11 protein-coding genes and 1 pseudogene are annotated in these 20470 nt (G+C 74.5%); 6 read left to right on the forward strand and 6 right to left on the reverse strand.

Features of this window, described 5'->3' with window-relative positions:
* Positions 1-85: 85 nt before the first annotated feature.
* The gene (locus ACFWA9_RS06595) at positions 86-1180 is read right to left on the reverse strand and encodes a substrate-binding domain-containing protein (RefSeq protein ID WP_352292000.1); all 1095 of its coding nucleotides are present in this window, start codon (positions 1178-1180) and stop codon (positions 86-88) included.
* A 582-nt stretch (positions 1181-1762) separates the two neighbouring features.
* Positions 1763-2170: a hypothetical protein gene (locus tag ACFWA9_RS06600; protein WP_380383747.1), complete on the reverse strand. Its 408-nt coding sequence runs from the start codon at positions 2168-2170 to the stop codon at positions 1763-1765.
* A gap of 375 nt (positions 2171-2545) precedes the next feature.
* Between ACFWA9_RS06600 and ACFWA9_RS06605 the strand changes: the two genes are divergently transcribed.
* Positions 2546-4198, forward strand: coding sequence for a cytochrome bc complex cytochrome b subunit (locus ACFWA9_RS06605; protein ID WP_380383750.1), 1653 nt, complete (start codon positions 2546-2548; stop codon positions 4196-4198).
* A 102-nt stretch (positions 4199-4300) separates the two neighbouring features.
* On the opposite strand, the gene ACFWA9_RS06610 is transcribed toward ACFWA9_RS06605, so the two are convergent.
* A complete protein-coding gene (locus tag ACFWA9_RS06610; RefSeq protein ID WP_380383753.1) occupies positions 4301-4705 on the reverse strand; it encodes a hypothetical protein in 405 nt (134 codons plus the stop codon).
* A 423-nt stretch (positions 4706-5128) separates the two neighbouring features.
* Here ACFWA9_RS06610 and ACFWA9_RS06615 point away from each other — a divergent pair, with 423 nt between their 5' ends.
* The 4 genes and pseudogenes from ACFWA9_RS06615 (at position 5129) to ACFWA9_RS06630 (ending at position 7461) form a co-directional block, all read left to right on the forward strand.
* Complete coding sequence (locus ACFWA9_RS06615) at positions 5129-5548, forward strand: hypothetical protein (RefSeq protein ID WP_380383756.1); 420 nt, start codon at positions 5129-5131, stop codon at positions 5546-5548.
* Positions 5545-6630 carry a polyprenyl synthetase family protein gene (locus tag ACFWA9_RS06620; protein WP_380383759.1) on the forward strand — a complete coding sequence of 362 codons (1086 nt, stop codon included), beginning with the start codon at positions 5545-5547 and terminating at the stop codon, positions 6628-6630. The genes ACFWA9_RS06615 and ACFWA9_RS06620 overlap by 4 nt, the downstream gene beginning before the upstream one ends.
* Before the next feature lie 101 nt (positions 6631-6731).
* A pseudogene (locus ACFWA9_RS06625) lies at positions 6732-7019 on the forward strand (aldehyde dehydrogenase family protein); the annotation flags it as partial.
* 109 nt (positions 7020-7128) lie between these two features.
* A complete protein-coding gene (locus ACFWA9_RS06630; protein WP_380383762.1) occupies positions 7129-7461 on the forward strand; it encodes a hypothetical protein in 333 nt (110 codons plus the stop codon).
* A 3-nt stretch (positions 7462-7464) separates the two neighbouring features.
* On the opposite strand, the gene ACFWA9_RS06635 is transcribed toward ACFWA9_RS06630, so the two are convergent.
* Positions 7465-9057, reverse strand: a complete 1593-nt coding sequence (locus tag ACFWA9_RS06635; RefSeq protein ID WP_352291988.1) for a PQQ-binding-like beta-propeller repeat protein — start codon at positions 9055-9057, stop codon at positions 7465-7467.
* Positions 9058-9232: 175 nt separating this feature from the next.
* On the opposite strand from ACFWA9_RS06635, the gene ACFWA9_RS06640 reads away from it, so the two are divergent.
* Positions 9233-9889, forward strand: a complete 657-nt coding sequence (locus ACFWA9_RS06640; protein ID WP_380383765.1) for an NADPH-dependent F420 reductase — start codon at positions 9233-9235, stop codon at positions 9887-9889.
* Between the two features lie 55 nt (positions 9890-9944).
* On the opposite strand, the gene ACFWA9_RS06645 is transcribed toward ACFWA9_RS06640, so the two are convergent.
* Both ACFWA9_RS06645 and ACFWA9_RS06650 read right to left on the reverse strand, forming a co-directional pair.
* Complete coding sequence (locus ACFWA9_RS06645) at positions 9945-15515, reverse strand: amino acid adenylation domain-containing protein (RefSeq protein ID WP_380383768.1); 5571 nt, start codon at positions 15513-15515, stop codon at positions 9945-9947.
* Positions 15512-20461, reverse strand: coding sequence for an amino acid adenylation domain-containing protein (locus ACFWA9_RS06650; protein ID WP_380383771.1), 4950 nt, complete (start codon positions 20459-20461; stop codon positions 15512-15514). Before ACFWA9_RS06650 ends, ACFWA9_RS06645 begins: the two co-directional genes overlap by 4 nt.
* Between the last annotated feature and the right edge of the window lie 9 nt (positions 20462-20470).

Genomic DNA, 20470 nt, shown 5'->3' on the forward strand with positions numbered 1-20470 from the left:
GTGGGGTGGGGTTCCTGCGGGCAGGAGGGCCGGCGCTCCCCGGGCGGTACGGGGAGCGCCGTGGCCTTCGAGCCCGGCGGGCGCGCTACTTGACGCCGGCGGTGGTGCAGGCGGCGGCGAAGTCCGCGGTGCAGATGTCGGCGGCCTTGTAGAGGCCGTCGGCGATGACGGTGTCGTTGATGTTGGCCTTGGTGACGACCTTGGGCTCCAGCAGCTTGGCCGGGATGCCCTTGTCCGTGTCGCTGTCCACCGTGGACGGCGCCGCGGCCTTGAGGTCCTTGCCCTGCAGGAGGTTCACGGCCAGCTCGGCGGCGCTGTCGGCGAGCGGCTTGTAGGCCTTGTAGATGGTGTAGGCCTGGTCCCCGGCGACGATCCGCTGGACGGCGTCGAGGCCGGCGTCCTGACCGCCGACCGGGACGCTGACGCCCGCGGCCTTCAGCTGGGTGATGATGGCGCCCGCCATGCCGTCGTTGGCGGAGTAGACGGCCTGGAAGCCGTCCTTGCCCAGCTGGGTGATGGCGGCGCCGGTCTTCTGGCCGGCGACGGTGGGCTTCCACTCGCCGGACTGCTCGTAGACCACCTTCTTGACCTTGCCGTCGAGCACCTTGTGCGCGCCCGACTTGAACTGCGCGGCGTTGGGGTCGGCCTCGTCACCGTTGATCATGATGATGTTGGCGTCGGCCGCCTTGGCGCCGAGCGCGTCGACCAGCGCCTGGCCCTGCAGCTCGCCGACCTTCTCGTTGTCGAAGGAGACGTAGGCCGAGACCGGGCCGGTGGCGAGCCGGTCGTAGGCGATGACCTTGACGCCCTTGCCCGCCGCCTCCTTCACCCAGGACTGGGTGGACTTGGCGTCGAAGGCGTCCAGGATGATCACCTTCACACCCTGGGCGATCAGGGTGTCGAACTGCTGCTTCTGCTTGGCGGCGCTGCCCTCGGCGTTGCTGTACTGCACCTTGCAGTCCGAGCAGAGCGCCTTGACCTTGGCCTCGATGAACGGCCGGTCGAAGGACTCGTAGCGGGTGGAGGAGGCGTTCTCGGGGAGCAGCAGGCCGATGGACTTGCTGTCCCCGGAGCTCGCGGAGTCCTTCTTGTCACTGCCGGCCTTGCCGCAGGCGGCCATCGAAAGGGCCATCGAGACCGCGGCGGTGCCAATGACGACGCGACGCATCGTTGCGTTCATGTGGGGAGTGCCTCCGTGACGGTGCCGCAGCGCTGCGGCGGGGTGGGAGGAGTTAATCCGTCTTCGGCATATGACGTCAATAAGTAAATCCAAGCCCTCACGATTCAGATCTTTTCGTTATCTTCGTGAACGCCTACTCGTCATTGAAGCTTGGAGGAACCTCCGAGTATCAATCTGGCAGGACATGACAGAACGGACATATGGTTTCGCTTCAACGTTCACCACCTGGTGCGAACGTGAGAATCGATCCGCGAATCCCATGGGCCGCTCGCCGATCCCCTGGCCGTCGCACTCTTGACAAGAACAGAGCAAGATGCTTCGTGCGTTCAAGACTTAGATCAACAGGACGGAAGGCTTGAGGATCTGACGTTCCGTCGGCGGCGGCCGGGATCACCGCGCGGGCCCACCGGCGCCCGAACGTGGTACAGGAGGGGCGGCCGCGGCGCACCCCCGGAACGCCGTGGACCCGCCGGACGTGATCGTCCGACGGGTCCACGGTGTTCGGGAACGTGCTCGTAGGGGGTGCCTACCGGCGGACGGCACCCCCCACCCGGGGCCCGGGTCCGCCGGGGCCCCGCCCGCTCAGCCCCACCACTGCTCCGGCACGGCGGCCGCCTCCGGCGCACCGCCGGACCGCACCGCCTCCTCCCGCGCCCGGGGGCCGGCCGTCACCAGCAGCTCGCCCGGCCCAGCCCCGGCCACCCGGTAGCCGGACTCCCGGAGCACCGCGGCGACCGCCCCGGTCATCGCCGTACGGATGCCCTCGCCGGGCGGCGGCGCGGCGTCGCCCGGCCCGCCGGCGCCGTCCCCGCCGGGCTCGGCGCCCTGCCCGGCGTCCTGGTCCGCGCCCGGCGACCAGCCGACCAGCACGCCCTGGGGCAGTTCCGCGATCCGCAGGCCCGAGGGCCCCGAGGGGCCCCGCTCGGTGTCGAACCCGGCACGGGCCAGGGCCGCTGTCACGTCCTCGTAGAGTTCCCGGTGATCCACCATTGGCGCAGCGTAGGCCGGGGACCGCACCCTCCCCGCGCACGGCGCGCGCCGAAACGGTTCGGCTCCCCGGCAACAGCACCCGGGCGCACCATTCCCGGCCCGAAGGCGGCCGGTCAGCGGCACGCACACCCCCGGACGGGCCGACACGAGCGGCCGTCCGGGCCGATGGACGTGCACAGTCGGCCCCCTGCCGACAGCATGACAGAGTAAGCGCTCCATCACTTTGAGCAACGGGGCCAGCGGGTCGGCGGATCCGCGCGCCGGCGACCCCGGCGGCCCCGTATCGAGAGGTCCCATGATCACATCACTCCGCCGGCCGGCAGCTCCGCAGGCGGGCTCCCCGGACGGTACGCAGCGGACGCCGGGGAGCCCGTCGTGAGAGCCCACCAGCAGTCGCGCCCGGGACCGGTCACCAGCACGCGCTCGGCGCCCGCGAACAAGGGCGAGGCCCTCGCCGACTGGGCCGACGGCCGGCTCGGCATCTACGCCCTGTCCAAGGCCAACCTGCGCAAGATCTTCCCGGACCACTGGTCCTTCATGCTCGGCGAGATCTGCCTGTACACCTTCATCATCATCATCCTGACCGGCGTCTGGCTGACCCTGTTCTTCCAGCCGTCGATGGCCGAGGTGACGTACGAGGGCTCGTACATCCCGCTCCGGGGCATCCGGATGTCCGAGGCGTACGCCTCGACGGTCGACATCAGCTTCGACATCCGCGGCGGTCTGCTGATCCGGCAGATCCACCACTGGGCGGCGATCGTGTTCGTCGCCGCGATGCTGGTGCACATGATGCGCGTCTTCTTCACCGGCGCGTTCCGCAAGCCGCGCGAGATCAACTGGATCTTCGGCGCGCTGCTGCTGTTCCTCGGCATGTTCGACGGCTTCATGGGCTACTCGCTGCCCGACGACCTGCTCTCCGGCACCGGCATCCGGTTCATGGAGGGCGCGGTGCTGGCCGTCCCGCTGGTCGGCACGTACCTGCAGTTCTTCATCTACGGCGGCCAGTTCCCGGGCTTCGTGATCGTGCCCCGGCTGTTCACCGTGCACATCCTGCTGATCCCGGGGATCATGCTGGGCCTGCTGGTGGCCCACCTGATCCTGGTCTTCTACCACAAGCACACCCAGTTCTCCGGGCCCGGCCGCAAGGAGGAGAACGTCGTCGGCATGCCGCTGATGCCGGTCTACATGGCCAAGGCGGGCGGCTTCTTCTTCCTGGTGTTCGGCATCATCAGCGCGATGGCGGCGATCGCCACCGTCAACCCGATCTGGGCCTACGGCCCGTACCGGCCGGACCAGGTGTCCACGGACGCCCAGCCCGACTGGTACATGGGCTTCTCCGAGGGCCTGATCCGGATCATGCCGGGCTGGGAGATCGGCCTCTGGGGGCACACCCTCAACATGGGCGTCTTCGTGCCGCTGATGATCTTCCCGCTGGTGCTCTTCGCCATCTGGACGTACCCGTTCCTGGAGGCCTGGGTCACCGGCGACCGGCGCGAGCACCACATCGCGGACCGCCCGCGCAACGCGCCGGTGCGGACCGGCTTCGGCGCCGCCTGGGTCAGCCTCTACGTGATCCTGCTGATCGGCGGCGGCAACGACCTCATCGCCACCCACTTCCACCTGTCGATCAACGCCATCACCAACGCGGTCCGGATCGGCTTCTTCGTCCTCCCGGTGGTGGTGTTCGTGATCACCAAGCGCTGGTGCCTGGGCCTCCAGCGGCGCGACAAGGAGAAGGTGCTGCACGGCCGCGAGACCGGCGTCATCAACCGGCTGCAGCACGGCGAGTTCGTCGAGGTGCACGCCCCGCTCCCGCAGGGACGGCTGTACACGCTCACCTCGCACGAGCAGCCGCAGCCGATGGAGCTGCCGGCCGAGGTGGACGAGAACGGCGTGGTCCGCCGGGCCGGCCTGCTCACCCGCACCCGGGCCCAGCTCTCGCGCGGCTTCTTCGGCCGGGGCAGCCAGATCGCCAAGCCGACCGCGCAGGAGCACGAGGAGATCACCAGCGGCCACGGCCACCACTGACCTCCGGTACCCCGCACGACCGGGCCCGCCACGCCGTCCAGCGCGTGGCGGGCCCGTCGCGTGCGGTCACCCGCGGACTCCGGCGCGCGGCCGCCGCCCCGGTCAGGCCCGCAGCGCGACCGGCACGACGGCGAGCAGGGCCGCGGCGAGCGCCACCGAGAGGCAGACGGCCGCCCAGCGCGCGCAGATCCGCCGGCACTCGCTGCGGTAGCGCGCGGCCAGCTGGCGGCACCGCTCCACGGCCCGGTCGACGACGTCCTCGGCGTAGCGCAACCGGTCGGCCGCGTAGGCCCGTTCGAGGTCCTCCCGTTCGGCGGGCGACAGCCAGGGGAACCGGCCCGCGAACGCCTGGGCGTCCCGCTCGGCCGCCGCCACCTCGGCCTCCCAGGCCAGATAGCCCTCCAGCCGGGCGATCTCCACCCGTGCGTCCACCCGGGGCCCGGCCGGGCCGCCGCCCTTGCCCGGCCGAGGGGTCCGCGCTCTCGGCGGGCGCTCTCTGCCACCCATGACCGCTCCTTGTCCAGCACCCGGGCACCGCGGCGAGCAGCACTGCGGCAGCGGCGCGCACCAGTCGATTGGGCCGGCCGAACGCTCCACCGGCCAGGACAGCAGCCGGCGGTCGATCGCACCGCAACCACGCAACTACTATCAGTGACCGACGGCGGCCCGCGGGACGACTCGCCGGGTCCGGCCGCACCACGGGGCGCCCGGCCGGCCGCCCGCGCTGGGCCGATCGGTGCGACGGCGGCCCCACGGAACGCCCGCACGACCGTAGCGGCGGCCCGCCCGGGCACGCCCGCCCGCACCCCGAAAACCGGGTGGACACGCTCCGCATCCAGGCGTGTACGATCAGCGATCACGGCGGCGCTCTGCCCGACCGCCGGTCCGGCCTGCCCCGGTCCGCCCGGGGTCCGCACCAGGAGGTCAGCCATGCCCGATGCCGGTCGGTTCAGCGAGTTGGGCGAGCAGGGCTCGCAGGCCGTCATGGAGGCGGCCGCGGTGCTGGAGCGCGAGCTGTCCGCCGGGCTGACCGACGCCAAGGCCGCCGGCGACCGGCTGACCGGCGAACACCACGTCGACCAGGAGGAGTTCGACCGCCTGGTGCGCCGGGTCTCGGAGAACACCCACCAGCTGATCGACGCCGTCAGCAGCCGCCTGCTCGGCAGCACCACCGGCGACGCCGCCGACCAGACCCAGCGCCTCGCCGCCAACGCGCACGACGTCCTCGACCTGCTGCTCAACCTCAGCTCGCTGGCGCCGGCGCTCGCCAACCGGACCATGGAGAGCACCTTCGGGCCCCGGCAGAGCCCGGCCGAGCGCCCCGGCGGGGCCGACGGCCGGCACGGGTGACGACCACCGCCCGGCCGCTCGCCGGCGCCGCCACCCTGGTCGAGCGGGTGCTCGCCCGGCACCGCGAGCGCACCGTGGCGGAGCTGCTGCGCCACATCCCCGAGGAGAGCCCGCCGTACCTGTACGAGCTGGCGGCCGACTACCCGGCCCGGCCGTGCAAGGGACTGCGGGCCGGGCTCTGCCTGGCTACCTGCGCCGCGTTCGGCGGCAACCCCGAGCGGGCGCTGAACCCCGCCGTCACGGTCGAGCTGTTCCACAACGGCTTCCTGATCCACGACGACATCCAGGACGGCAGCGAGCTGCGCCGGGGCGCGCCGACGATCTCCGCCGAGCACGGCGTCGAGGTCGCGCTGAACGTCGGGAACGCGACCAACCTGCTCGGCCTCCGGCGCCTCATGGCCAACCGGCGCGAGCTGGGCGGCGAACTGGCCTGGCGGCTGTTCGAGGAGACCGAGCTGATGTGCCGGCAGTCGCTGGAGGGGCAGGCCCTGGAGATCGCCTGGATCCGCGACAACGCCTGTGACCTGGTGCCCGCCGACTACTACCGGATGTGCCTCAAGAAGACGTCCTGGTACACCTTCCTCTACCCCTGCCGCAGCGGTCTGCTGGTGGCCGAGGGCGCCGGCGCCGACGCCGCCCGGCTGGACCGGTTCGGCTGGTACCTGGGGGCCGCGTTCCAGATCCAGGACGACGTGCTCAACCTGGTCGGCACCGTGGCGGACTACGGCAAGGAGATCGCCGGGGACCTCTGGGAGGGCAAGCGCACCCTGCTGCTGATCCACCTGCTGGAGCGCTGCACCCCGGCCGAGCGCGCCCGCGTCGTGCGGCACCTCGGCCGCACCCGGGCGCAGCGCGGGCCCGGCGCCGCGGAGGAGGTGTGCTGGCTGCTGGACCGGATGACGGCGTACGACTGCGTGGAGAGCGCCCGGCACGCGGCGGACGGGCTGGTGGCCGCCGCCGAGCGGGAGATCACCGAGGTGCTGGCGGCGGCGCCGGGCCTCGCCGACCCGGCCGGGGAGGCCGCCGAGGCGCGGGAGTTCCTGGCCGCCCTGCCCGACTTCGTGGTCACCCGCGGGCGCTGAGCCACCCGGACCGGCCGGAGCCCGCCGGGGCCGCGCCGTCCGGGGCCGTTGCCCCGGAGTTCACTTCGCCTGCGTAAGGTCCACGCCACCGGTCCCAGGCCTTCGGCCCGCTGCGGACGGTCCAGCGCGCCGCCGGCCCGGACGAGGCGCTCGCCCTCGCCAACGGCGTCCCGCAGGCCCTCGCCGCCAGTGTCCGGACCGCCGACCTCACCGCGGCCCTCGACCTCACCGCCCGCCTGCACGCCGGGGAGACCTGGCTCAACTGCCACCTCGCCCAGAGCGCGGAACTCCCGCACAGCGGCCGCGGCGCCTCCGGCCACGGCACCGACCTCTCCGTCCTCGCCCTCCAGGAGTACCAGCGCCCCAAGACCGTCACCGTCAGGCTCTGACGGCACCGGGTGGCCGGGCCTGACCGGGCCCGCCTGAGTACTTCCGCCCACCCGGATCCGAGTACCCGACCCCTGCTCCCGGGCGGGGCCCGGCGGCCAGGATCGGAGGATGACCGATACCGCCTCCGGGCCCCGCGCGAACTGGCGTCGCGCCCCGCTGGTCTCCACCCGGGTGACGGGGCTCGGCCTGCTGTTCGTCCTCCCGCTGCGGGTGCTGGCGCAGCTGGCCGCGGAGCCGTGCCCGGGGCCGGGCGGCTGCCCGGCCACCGAGGCCCAACTACTGCTCGCCGACCGGCTGCTGCTGGCGACGGCGGCACCGCTCGTGGTGCAGTGGCCGGTGGCGTACCTGCTGCGGCCGGCCCGGGTCTGGGCGGCGCTGGCACCGATGGCGGCGCTGCTGTCGGTGGTCGCCGCGATCTTCACCATCAACCCGGGCACCTGAGCGTCAGGCGAAGGCCGAGGGCCGGCCGAGGGCGACCAGGCGGTGGTCCTTGGTCCCGACGTAGATCCGGCCCTTGTCGGTGGCCGGCACCGAGAACTTGCTGACCGTGCCGATCGGGAAGGAGCGGCGCAGCTTCAGCGTGCCGTCGACCGGGACGGGGTCGTAGGCGCGCAGTTCGCCGCCCTCGCCGTACTGGCCGGTGCCGGACCAGATCACCCAGACCAGGGCGGAGCCGGACCGGGTGCCGTCGGAGGTGACGACGGGTGAGCCGGACATCTTGAGGAAGTCCTCGGCGCTGGTGCCCGCGCTGGTCAGCCGCGGGTCACCGGCCGCGGTGACGGAGTACTTGAGGGCACGCAGCCTGCCGTAGTTCTCGACGGTGTAGACGTAGCCGCCGTCGCCGCCCCAGACCGCCGGGTGGCCCCAGACGCCGCCGTGCGGGCCGGTGACGCCGACGGCCCGGTCGGTGCCGCCGGGGCCCTGGCCCATGCCGCCGAGGTCGTCCCGGTCGAGCAGGAAGATCCGGCCGTCCTTGCCGACCTGGACCAGCAGGCGGGGGTGGGCGGGGGTGCCGAAGTGGGCGGCGGGCAGGGCGACCGGGCCGCCGGAGCCGAGGTCGGTGTCCCGCTTGTCGAGGGTCGCGTTGTTGCTGGGGCTGAAGAAGTCCCGCGGGGTGAAGCCGCCGTCGTCGTCGACCGCGAAGCGGATCACCGACTCGCCGAGGCCGCCGGGCGGGCTGGAGCCGGGGCCCCGCGCGGGTGAGGCGCCGGCGCCTTGGCCGTTGGCGGTGGTGAGGATGATCCGGCCGGGTCCGTCCGAGACCGGCCCGCTGCCGGCCATCCAGATGGAGGCCCGCTGGGTGTCGGAGCCGGCCACCGTCGACCAGAGGGTGAGCTTGCGGGTCCGGGTGTCGAGGCCGGCCAGGGTGCCGATGTAGTCGCCGATGCCGCAGAGCGAGCCGAAGCCGAGGTAGAGCCGCCCGTCGAGGAGCAGCAGTCCGGGCCGCTGGAGCGAGCGGTAGGCGTTGAACGGCTTGCCGGGCGCGTTCACCGGGTCCCCCTGGACGGTCACCGGCCAGCCGCTGCGCTCGGCACCGGTCTGCGCGTCCATGGCGTGCACGTAGTAGTGCGGGTGCCGGTCGTCCGGGCCGTCGTCGACCTTGCCGGTCAGGTAGACGGTGCCGGTGGCCGGGTCGTACACGGGGGTGGAGGTGGTGCCGACGTTGGGACCGGGGTCGGAGCAGCCGATCGCGGCGGAGCGCCAGGGGGCGCCCGTCGTCCGGTGCCAGCGGACCTTCCCGGTGGCCGCGTCGACCCCGTAGACGTGGTTGGTCTCGGTGGCGACGACCACGGTCGGGCCGATGACCAGCGGCTGGGCGAACACCTGGCCGTCGAGCGGGGTGCTGAAGCGGATGCCGAAGTCGGAGGCGTCGACCTCGCCGGGGGCGAGCCCCGGTTCGGCCTGGTCCCAGGCGGTGCGTTCGGTGGTGACGGAGACGGTCGTGACGTCCGCGCGGGCGACCGCTGCCGGGGCGAGCAGGGCGATGCCGGTGAGCAGGGCGGCCGCCCGGGCGTACGGTCTGTTGGTTCGGTTCATGGCGCCCATGCTTCGGCGGTGGCGGCACGGCCACCAGCGGGCGTGGTCCAGTCGGCGCACCCGGAGCGGCTCGTCCGCCGCCGAAGGCAGTCATTCGCCCGACGGCGGGGGCCCGGTGATCTATCGTCGTCGCTGCACGCGTCACGGGGCGCGCGACGACGGAGGGCGAGGCACGGTGCGGTTCGCAGTCATCGGCACAGGGACGGTCGGGCGGACGCTCGCGGACAAACTGGTGGCGCTCGGCCACGAGGTGACGCTGGGCTCCCGGAACAAGGACAACGAGACGGCCGTCGCCTGGGCGGAGCAGGCGGGGCCGAACGGGCGGCACGGGACCTTCGCCGACGCGGCGGGCTTCGGCGAGGTGGTGCTGAACGCCACCGGCGGGACGGTCGCGCTGGAGGCGCTCCGGGCGGCGGGCGCCGAGCGGCTGGCCGGGAAGCTGCTGGTGGACATCTCCAACCCGCTGGTCTTCTCCGCCGAGGGCGAGGTGACGCTGGATCCGGTGAACACCGACAGTGTGGGCGAGCGGATCCAGCGGGAGTTCCCGGAGGCCCGGGTGGTGAAGGCGCTCAACACCCTGACCGCGCCGCTGATGGTGGACCCGGGGCGGCTCCCGGGTGAGCACAACGTCTTCGTCGCCGGGAACGACGCGGGGGCGAAGGCCGAGACGGTCGCGCTGCTGGGCGAGTTCGGCTGGCCGGCGGAGTCGGTCGTCGACCTCGGGGACATCGCGGGCGCCCGGGCGATGGAGATGATGATGCCGTTCTGGCTCCGCCTGATGCGGGCCTACGGCACGGCCGAGTTCAACTACTCCATCAGCCGCGCCGGGTAGCGCGCCGGGAGGCCCGTGCCCCGTCCCCCGGGTCTCCGGGGGACGGGGCACGCCGCTACCGGGAGCCCGGTCCGGCTCCGGCGGGGACGCGCTTCTCGGGCTCGTCCTCGACCGGCTCCGGGGTGCCCCGGGCCGGCCGGGGAATCCGTACCCCGGCCGGGGCGACGGCGCCCGGGCCGGCCGGGGCAGCGGTACCGGCCACGCGGGCCGCCTCGGTGAGCGCCAGCAGGCGGTCCGCCTCGGCCTGGATGGCGTCCTTGTCACCGATCTCGGCGTCCGGCAGGGCGTCCGGCAGCAGGTCCTCGATCAGCCGCAGCGGCCGGTAGGCGAGGCCGAGCAGGCCCCAGACCGCCAGGACGGCGCCGACCACGACGAGCAGCAGGCCCGCGCCGCGCCCCGGGCCGGTGCCGAGCACCAGGCCGACGGAGTCGGCGAGCGCGCCGCCCGGCCGCATCAGCGGCTCGAAGACGTGGTCGGAGAGCGGCCCCGCGGTGAGGAAGCCGAGCGGCATCATCGACATCGCGAGCATCTGGTTGGTGGCCAGCACCCGGCCCTGGAGCTCCATCCCGACCTTGGTCTGGATCAGCGCCATCCAGTGCGAGTTGAGGATCATCAACGCCGCCCAGAGGCCGAAGAGCCCGCAGGCGGTGATGGCCGCCTGCGGCCGGCAGCCGGTGACGACGGCGGCCACGCCGACCAGCGAGGTGAAGCCGATCATGCCGACCGCGCGCCGCCTGGTGCCGCCCCACAGGGCCATCACCAGCGCGCCCGTCAGCGCGCCGACGCCGCCGACGGCGGTGATCACGCCCAGCTGCACGGCCGAGCCGCCGGCCAGCACCATCGGGGTGACCAGCACCGTCGCGACGGCGAACAGGTAGTTGAAGACCACGAAGAAGACCACCATCGCCACCAGGCTGTGCCGGCGCACGATGTAGCGCCAGCCGGTGACCACCTCGCGCAGCAGCGGCTCCTCCTGCCGGTCGAAGAGCGCGTCCGGGAAGCGGACCAGCAGCAGGCAGGTGACCCCGGTCAGGAAGGTCGCCATGTCGAAGAGCACCACACCGTGCAGGCCGATCAGCGAGACCAGCACGCCACCGGCCAGGACGGCCATCATGTCGCCCGCACCGGTGCCGAGCTGGGCGAGGCCGTTGGCCTGTCCGAGGTAGCGCTTGGGCACCAGCTGGGTGATCGCGGCCAGATAGGCCGGGCGTTGGAAGGCCGAGCAGACCGCCCCGACGCAGGCCACCAGATAGATGTGCCAGACCTCCAGGAGGTCGGCCCAGAGCAGGAGACCGAGCGAGAGCATCGCGGCCGCGGCCACCGTGTCCGTGACGATCATGATCTTGCGGCGGTCGATCCGGTCGGCCAGCGCGCCCGCGATCGGCAGCAGCAGGACGGCGGGCAGCACCGCCACCACCGAGATCATCGCGAAGTCGAAGGCCGAGCCGGTCTGCTGGTAGACCCAGACGCCGAGGGCGAAGGTGGAGAGGCTGGTGCCGATCATCGAGACGAACTGGCCGATCGCCACCTTGGCGAAGGTGCCGAGCTCGGCCCGAGCCGCCGGCCGCTTGGCCGCGACCTGCTCGGCCACCGCCCCGGTGGCGGTGAACTCGGCCAGCACCCGGGCGAGTTCGTCGGCCTGGTGTTTGAGGAAGTAGTGCCCGGCCCGGGGGATGACGGCCAGGTCGACGGCCTCGCCGAAGTGCTCCCACTCGGCGTACCGCTCCTCGTACAGCTGGGTGGCACGGTCCTTCTCGCCCACCACGCAGAGGATCGGCGCCGCGATCCGGGCCGGGCGGGCGTCCCCGTACGCCTGGGTGTAGAAGTCCTCCGCCTGGCGGACGTCGTGGCGCAACGCCCGTACCAGGAAGTCCTGTTCCTCCTGGTCGTAGACGTCGGTGAAGCCGCCCATGGCGCGCAGGTAGTCGAGGTAGGAGCGGTTGGAGAGCATCCGGTCGCCGGGCAGCCGCTTGGCCATCCACTCGGCGAACCGGCCGGGCAGCCGGGCCGCCGGGAAGGTCCCGCCGAGGGCGACGCCGCGCAGGTCGACGCCGGCCGCCTCCAGCCGGGAGCCGAGCGCGGTGGCGAGCGCACCGCCGAGGCAGTGGCCGTAGAGCAGCACCGGGCCCTCGATCCGCTCGGTGATCTGCTCGACCAGGTGGTCCGCCAGGGCGCCGAGTTCGACGAGCTCGTCGTCGGGCCTGCTCGGATCGTGCCCGGGCAGCTCGACGGCGTACAGCCGGTGGCCGGCCGGCAGCGCGTCCGCGAGCGGCTGGAAGGTGATCGGACTGCCGCCGCCGTACGGCACGCAGACCACGCTCACCTCGGCGGGCGCCGTGCCGCGGGTCAGCCGGTGCAGCAGGGTGCGCGGTCCCTCGTCCCCGGTGCCGGCGGCCCGGGCGTCGAGCAGCGCGGCGAGTTCGCGGACGGTGGGGTGCTGGAACAGGTCGATCACCGAGAGGCCCCGGCCGATCAGGCGGACGGCGTGCACCGCGGAGAAGGAGTCGCCGCCGAGCGCGAAGAAGTCGTCCGCCGGGCCGGGTTCGTCGACGGCCAGCACCGTGCGGTAGGCGGCGGCCACCTCGTGCTCGGTGGCGGAGGACAACGCGCCCCCGCCCTCGGCCGGGCGGGCGGCGGCCGGCTCGGGCAGCGCGGCCCGGTCGACCTTGCCGTTGGCGTTCAGCGGCAGGGCGTCCAGCACGACCAGGGCGGCGGGCACCATGTAGTCCGGCAGCCGGGTGCGCAGCGCGGCGCGCAGGGCGGCCGGGTCGGGGGCGGCCGCCGGGTCGGCGGGCACCAGGTAGCCGACGAGGGTGCGGGCGGCGCCCTCGCCGCGCGCCACGACCACGGCCTCGCGCACCTCGGGGCGGCCGGCGAGTTCGGCCTCCACCTCGCCGATCTCGACCCGGAAGCCGCGGATCTTCACCTGGTGGTCGATCCGCCCGAGGAACTCGACGGCGCCGTCCTCCCGGCGGCGGACCAGGTCTCCGGTGCGGTAGCTCCGGCGGCCGTCGACCCGGACGAACCGCTCGGCGGTGAGGTCGTCCCGGCCGAGGTAGCCGCGGGCCACGCCGGCGCCGGAGACGTACAGCTCGCCGGGGACGCCGATCGGTACCGGGCGCCGCCGGGCGTCCAGGACGTGGGCGCCGACGTTGCCGAACGGCAGGCCGAGCGGCGCGGTGGCGGCGTCCCCGAGGTCGGCCGGGACGGCGGCGCCGAGCATCGACACCGTGGTCTCGGTCGGGCCGTAGTGGTTGTGCAGCAGCAGGTCCGGGCGGGCGGCCCGGATCCGGGCCACCAGGTCGGGCCGCAGGGCCTCGCCGGCGCAGATCAGCAGCCGGCCGGGGAGGATCCCGGCGAGCCCGGCGCCGTGGGCCGCGAGGCCCTCCAGGTGGCTGGGGACGAGCTTCATCGCGTCGATCCGGTGGACGGCCGTGTAGGCCGCGAAGGCGTCCGGGTCGGTGGCCTGGTCACGGGTGAGCAGGTGCAGGCAGCCGCCGCCGGTGAGCGCGCCGAACACGTTGGTGGTGCCGAGGTCGGCGGCGAAGGTGGAGACCAGGGCCCAGTCCCAGCCCCGCTGGTCGCCGCCGATCCGCTCGCGCAGCCCGTGCAGGTAGTTGCGGACGTTGCGGTGCTCGACGGCGACGCCCTTGGGCGCCCCGGTGGAGCCGGAGGTGAAGATCAGGTAGCAGAGGTTCTCCGGGCCGGCCCCGGCCTCGGGGGCCGGGCACGGCGCCACCGGGGCGCCCAGCGGCTCCGGGACGACGACCGGGGTGCCGGCCACCCGGCCGGCCAGGTCGTCGGTGGTGACCACGGCGGCGGCCCCGGCGGCCGCCAGCAGCGCCCGGATCCGCTCGTCCGGGTAGACCGGGTCGAGCGGCAGGTAGGCGCCGCCGGCCTTGAGGATGCCGAGCATGCCGACGACCAGCGCGGCCGAGCGCTCGACCAGCAGCCCGACCGGACGGTCCGGACCGACCCCGAGCGCGCGCAGCCGGTGGGCCAACGCGTTGGCCCGGTTGTCCAGTTCGGCGTAGTCGAGGACGCCGTCGGCGCCGCGGACGGCGGGCGCGCCGGGGGTGCGGCGGGCCTGCTCCTCGACCAGGCCGTGCAGGGTGGCTCCGAGGTCCCAGTCGCGCGGGGCGCCGTCCCACTCGGCCAGCCGGCGCTGCTCGGAGGGGGTGAGCAGCGGCAGCTCGGCGAGCGGGCGGTCGGGGGCCCCGGCCATCGCGTCGAGCACGGTGCTGAGATGGCCGAAGACCCGTCGCACGGTCGGCTCGTCGTACAGCTCGGCGCGCCAGACCAGGTCGGCGCAGAGCTCTCCGCCGTGGTCGACGACGGCGACCGAGAGGTCGAACTTCGCGGTGTCGGTGCCGATCGGCCGCCAGTCGGCCCGCAGCCCGGGCAGGTCGAGGTCGGCCCGGTCCTGGTTGTGGACGTTGAGCATGACCTGGAAGAGCGGGGTGTGGGCGAGTTCGCGTTCCAGGCCGAGGGAGTCGACCAGCCGCTCGAACGGCAGGTCCTGGTGGCCGAAGGCGCCCAGGGTGCCTTCGCGGACCCGCTCCAGCAACTGCCGGACGCTCGGGTCGCCGGAGAGGTCGGTGCGCATCGCCAGGGTGTTGACGAAGCAGCCGACCAGCGGCTCCGTCTCGCTGCGGGTGCGCCCGGCGACCGGCGTGCCGACCACGACGTCCTGCGCGCCGGTGTAGCGGGACAGCACGGTCTGCAGGGCGGCGAGCAGCACCATGTAGACGGTGCCGCCGGTCTGCTCGGCGAGCGCCCGGATGCGGCGGGTGCGCTCGGCGCCGAACTCGACGGTGATCCGCCGGCCGTCGGTGCCGGCCACCGCGGGACGCGGGCGGTCGGTGGGCACGGTGACGGTGGCGGTGGCGCCGCGCAGGCGCTCCTGCCACCAGGCCTGCTGGCGGGCCAGCTCGTCGGCCAGCTCGGTCTGCTGCCAGTACGCCACGTCGCCGTACTGGAGGGGCAGCGGCTCGAAGGCCGGTGCGCGGCCCTCCCGGCGGGCCGCGTAGGCGGTGGCGAGGTCGGCGAAGAACACGCCGATCGACCAGCCGTCGGCGGCGATGTGGTGCAGCACCAGGCTCAGCACCGCGCCCTCGGCGGTGCGCAGCAGGGTGGCCCGGACCGGCAGGTCCGCCGCGAGGTCGAACGGGCGGCGGGCGTCCTCCTCCAGCCGGGCGTCCACCTCGTCGGCGGGGACGTCGGCGGTGGCGAGGATCGGCGGGGCGGCGGTCAGCGGCCGCGGCCGGACCTCGCCGTCGACGGTCGGGTAGACGGTGCGCAGCACCTCGTGCCGGTCGAGGACGTCGGTGAGCGCGGCGGCCAGTGCGGCGGTGTCCGGCTCGCCGGCGAGGTGGAGGGCGAGGGGGATGTGGTAGGCCGCGCTGTCCGGCTCGTACTGGGCGAGGAACCACATCCGGCGCTGGGCCGAGGAGAGCGGGGCCGGGGCGCCCTCGGGGCGGGGCGCGATGCCCCGGCGGGCGGGCTCGGCGGTGCCGGCGTCCCGGGCGGCCTTCGCGGCCTTGGCCGCGGCGAGCCGACGGCGGAGCAGCTCCTGGCGTCTCGCCTCCCGGTCCGGCCGGTCGCCGGTGGTGTGCTGGTCGCTCATACCGTCTCCCCCGTCAGTGCGCCGATGCCGTCCTCGGCGTCCATGCCGTCCATGCCGTCGATCTCGTCGATCTCGTCGAGCAGTCGCTCCTCTATTCGGCGGGCCATCGCGGCCAGGGTGCGGGACTCGAAGACGCTGCGCAGCGGCAGGTCGATCTCGAAGGTGTCGCGGACCCGGGCGGCCATGCGGGTGGCGAGCAGCGAGTGGCCGCCGAGCGAGAAGAAGTCGTCGTGCCGGGAGACCCGCTCGACGCCGAGGACCTCCTGCCAGAGGTCGGCCAGCAGCTCCTCGCAGTCGCCCTCCGGCGGGGCGCCGGCACCGCCGGAGGGCGGCACCGGCAGCGCGGCCCGGTCGATCTTGCCGCTGGGGGTCAGCGGCAGCCGGTCGAGCAGGACGAGCGCGGCAGGCACCATGTAGTCGGGCAGCCGGGCGCCGAGCGCGGTGCGCAGCGCGTCCTCCCCGACGGTGCCGTCGGTGACGGCGTACCCGGCGAGGACGGGACCGGCCGGGCCGTCGGCCAGCCGGGCGGCGCCGGCGGTGACACCGGGGACGGCGGTCAGCGCGGCCTCGATCTCGCCGAGTTCGATCCGGAAGCCGCGCAGCTTGACCTGGGCGTCGGTGCGGCCGTGGTACTCCAGCCGGCCGTCGGCGCGGCGGCAGGCGAGGTCGCCGGTGCGGTACATCGGCGCGCCCCCGGGGCGGCCGGGCTCGGGGACGAACCGCTCGGCGGTGAGGTCCGGGCGGCCGTGGTAGCCGAGCGCGACACCGTCGCCGGCGATGCAGAGCTCGCCGATGCCGTTGACCGGGACGGGCCGCCCGGCCGTGTCGAGCAGGTGCAGCCGGGTGTTGGCGACGGGCGCGCCGAGCGCCACCACCCCTCCGTGGGCGACGAGTTCGGGCGTGACCCGCTGGATGGCGGACCAGACGGTGGTCTCGGTGGGGCCGTAGAGGTTCCAGAGCGCGCCGGTGCGCTTCAGCAGGGCCTCGGCGAGGTCGGCGGTGAGCGCCTCGCCGCCGCAGAGCGCGGTCAGCCCGGGTCTGCCCGGCCAGTCGGCCTCCAGGAGCAGCCGCCAGGTGGCCGGGGTCGCCTGGAGGTGGGTGACCTCGCGCCGCTCCAGCCAGTCGGCCAGCGCACGGCCGTCGGTGGCGGTGGCGCGGTCGGCGATCTCCACCCGGGCGCCGGTGACCAGGGGCAGCCACAGCTCCAGGCCGGCGATGTCGAAGGTCACGGTGGTGACGGCGGCCATCACGTCGCTCGCGGTGAGGCCGGGTTCGCGGCCCATCGAGGTGAGGAAGTTGACGATCGCGCGGTGCGGGACGGCCACGCCCTTGGGCGTGCCGGTGGAGCCGGAGGTGTAGAGCAGGTAGGCGCGGTCCTCCGGCCCGACCGGGACGGCCGGCAGCTCCGGGGCGGCGGCCGCCTGCGGGCCGTCGACCAGCACGACGGCCAGCCCGTCGAGCAGCGCGTCCCCGGCGGTGGACCGTTCGGCGACCAGCAGGGTGACACCGGCGTCGTCGAGCACCGCCCGGTTGCGGGCGAGCGGCTGGTCGATGTCGAGCGGCAGGTAGGCGGCGCCGCTGCGCAGCACGCCGAGCAGGGCGGCGGGCAGCAGCCGGCCGCGCCGGACGGCGACCGCCACCAGGGTGCCGGGGCCGGCCCCGTGCCCGGCCAGCAGATGGGCCAGCCGGCCCGCGGTGGCGTCGAGTCCGGCGTAGTCGAGGACGCCGTCGGCGGCGGAGACGGCCACCGCCTCCGGGGTGCGGGCGGCCTGGGTGGCGACCAGCTCGTGCAGACGGAGGTCGGGCAGCGCCGCCGCGGGGCCCTCGGCGGGCGCCACGGCGTCCGGCCCGGTGGCCGGGAGCATCGCCAGCTCGCCGAGCGGGCGGTCCGGTTCGGCGACGGCGGCGGCCAGCAGGGCCACCAGGTGGTCCAGCGCGGCCCGGACGGACCGCTCGTCGTAGCGCGAGGTGCGGTACTCGGCGGAGAGCAGCGGGCCCTCGGCCGGGAACTCCAGGAACAGCGACAGGTCGGTCTTGGCCGTGCCGTTGCACACCTCGGCGACGAACTGCAGGCTGAGGCCGGGGAGTTCGAGGCCGGCCACCGGGTGGTTCTGGACCGCGAGCAGGACCTGGGCGATCGGTGAGGCGGTCAGCCCGGCGGAGCCGCCGACCCGGCGGACGTGCTCCAGGAACGGGTAGCCGCTGTGCTCGGCGGCCTCCAGCACCACCGGACGCACGCGGGCGACCAGTTCGCGGAAGGTGTCGGTGCCGGCCACGTCGAAGCGGAGCGCGACGGTGTTGATCAGCGAGCCGAGCACCTGCTCCAGCTCGGGCACCGGGCGGACCGCGAACGGGCTGAGCACCGCGAGGTCCGTGCGGCCGCTGTAGCGGTGCAGCACGCCGCCGAGCGCGGCCAGCACGGCCATGTAGAGGCTGGCGCCCTCCTGCGCGGCCCAGCGCTCGGTGGCCCGGATCAGCTCGGTGTCGAGCCGGCGGGCGATCCGCCGGCCGGCCGTGTCGTACGGGTTGGGGTGCGGGCGGTCGCCGGGCAGGTGCTGATCGGCGTCGAGGCCGAACAGCCCGTCGCCCCAGCGCAGCGCGCCGTCGCGGGCGGCCGCGTGGGCGCGCTCCTCCCAGCGGGCGATGTCGGAGAACTGCAGCTGAGGCTCGGCGAGTTCCCCGCCCTGGTAGGCGCGGCCGAGTTCGGCCAGCAGCAGCCCGGCGGCCCAGCCGTCCATCGCGGCGTGGTGGACGGTGATCAGCAGCTCGTGCCGGTCGGTCCCGGTTCGCACGGCGAGGGCGCGCAGCAGCTGCCCCCCGGCGAGGTCCAGCGCCCGGGCGGCCTCGGCGCGCAGCGCGGCGTCCAGCTCCTCCTCGCCGGCGCCGGCGAGGTCGAGCAGCGGCACGTCGACGGGGTACGGCGGGCGGATCTCCGCGGTCACCTCGCCGTCGCGGTCGGCGAACGCGGTGCGCAGCACCTCGTGCCGGCGGACCACCTCGCTCAGCGCCCGGCCGAGGGCGGACCGGTCCAGGGTGCCGACGGCGCGGAAGCGCAGCGGCACGTTGTAGAGCGGACTTCCGGGCTCCAGCGACTCGTGCAGCCAGAGCTCGCGCTGGAAGCCGGTGGGGCGGGCGGGCAGCGCGGCCTCCCGCACGGGCGGGGCGACGGACGGACGGCCGCCGCCCCCCTTGGCGACCCGGACGGCGAGCGCGGCGACGGTCGGCGCGGCGAAGAACTCGGCCAGCGGGACGCGGGTGCCGTAGGCGCGCTCGATCCGGGCGAGCAGTCCGGCGGCGAGCAGCGAGTGCCCGCCGAGGTCGAGGAAGACGTCGTGCACGCCGACCTGCGGGACGCCGAGCAGTTGCTGCCAGAGCTCGGCGATCCCGGTCTCGACCGGGGTGCGGGGTGCGACGAACAGCCCCTGGTCGCCCCGGCTCCGGGCGACCGGCGGGAGCGCCCTGCGGTCGGTCTTGCCGTTGGGGGTCAGCGGCAGCCGCGCCAGCACGCCGACGGCCAGCGGCACCATGTAGCCGGGCAGCGCCGCGGCGCAGTGCGCGCGCAGCTCGGCCGCGGTGGGGTCGGCGACGCCGGGCCCGGGCTGGACGAAGGCGGCGAGGTAGTCGCCGGCCTCGTCCCGCTGGACCACGGCGGCGGCGGCCTCGACGGCGGGGTGGGTCGCGAGCACCGCCTCGATCTCGCCCAGCTCGACGCGGAAGCCGCGTACCTTCACCTGGTGGTCGACCCGGCCGTGGTACTCCAGCTCCCCGCCCGGCAGGCGGCGCACCAGGTCCCCGGTGCGGTAGCAGCGCTCGCCGTCGACGGTGACGAAGCGCTCCTCGGTGAGGTCCGGGCGGCCGTGGTAGCCGCGGGCGAGGCCCTCGCCGGAGAGGTACAGCTCACCGATGCCGCCGTCCGGTACGGCGCTCCGCCGCTCGTCGAGCACGTGGCCGGTGGTGCCGGGCAGCGGGCGGCCGATCAGCGGCTCCTCGCTGCCGCCCCGGTCGACCAGCGACCAGGTGGAGTAGACGGTGTCCTCGGTGGGCCCGTAGAGGTTGTAGACCCGCTCGACCCGCGGTTCGCCGTAGACCTGGTCGGCCAGTCGGCGCGGCAGCGCCTCGCCCGCCAGGTTGACCACGCGGACGCCACCCGGCAGGCCCCTGCCGCCGGGAAGGGCGCCACCGCGCAGCAGCGCCGCCATGGCGCTCGGCACGGTGTTGACCAGGGTCACCTCGTCGCGGGCCGGCAGCTCGGGCAGGGCGAGCACGTTCTCCGCCACCACGACCGTGCCGCCGACGGCGAGCGGGAAGAACAGCTCGTAGACCGAGATGTCGAAGCAGACCGAGGTGCCGAACAGCACACCCGCGGCGTCGGCCGGCCCGTAGGTCCGGGCGGCCCAGCGGAGCATCGCGTTGACGCCGCGCTGGGTGACCGCGACGCCCTTGGGCCGGCCGGTGGAGCCGGAGGTGTAGAGGACGTAGGCGAGGGAGTCGGCGCCGCCGCCCGGGGCGAGCGGTGCGCGGGGGCTCTCGGCGTCGGTGTACAGCAGGGTCGCGCCGGCGCCGGCCAGCAGGTGCTCGTGGGCGCGGTCGGTGAGGACCACGGGCGCCTGCGCGTCGCCGATCACCAGCTCCAGCCGGTCCCGCGGGTAGGCCGGGTCGAGCGGCACGTAGGCGCCGCCGGCCCGCAGGACCGCCAGCAGGGCGATCACGAGGTCCGCCGTGCGCGGCAGGCAGACCGCCACCAGGGTTTCGGCGCGTACCCCTGCGGCGGCCAGGCGGCCGGCCATCGCGTCGACGGCGGCGGCCAGCTCGCGGTAGGTCAGCCGCCGGTCGCCGTCGATCACCGCCGTCGCCCCGGGTGTCCGGCCGACCTGTGCGTCGACCAGATCGGCCAGCGAGGCCGTCGGGTCCGGTGGAGCCAGTGGAGGAAGTCCCGTCGAACTCATCAACTCTCC

This window comes from Kitasatospora sp. NPDC059973, assembly GCF_042737525.1.
Lineage (GTDB): Bacteria > Actinomycetota > Actinomycetes > Streptomycetales > Streptomycetaceae > Kitasatospora.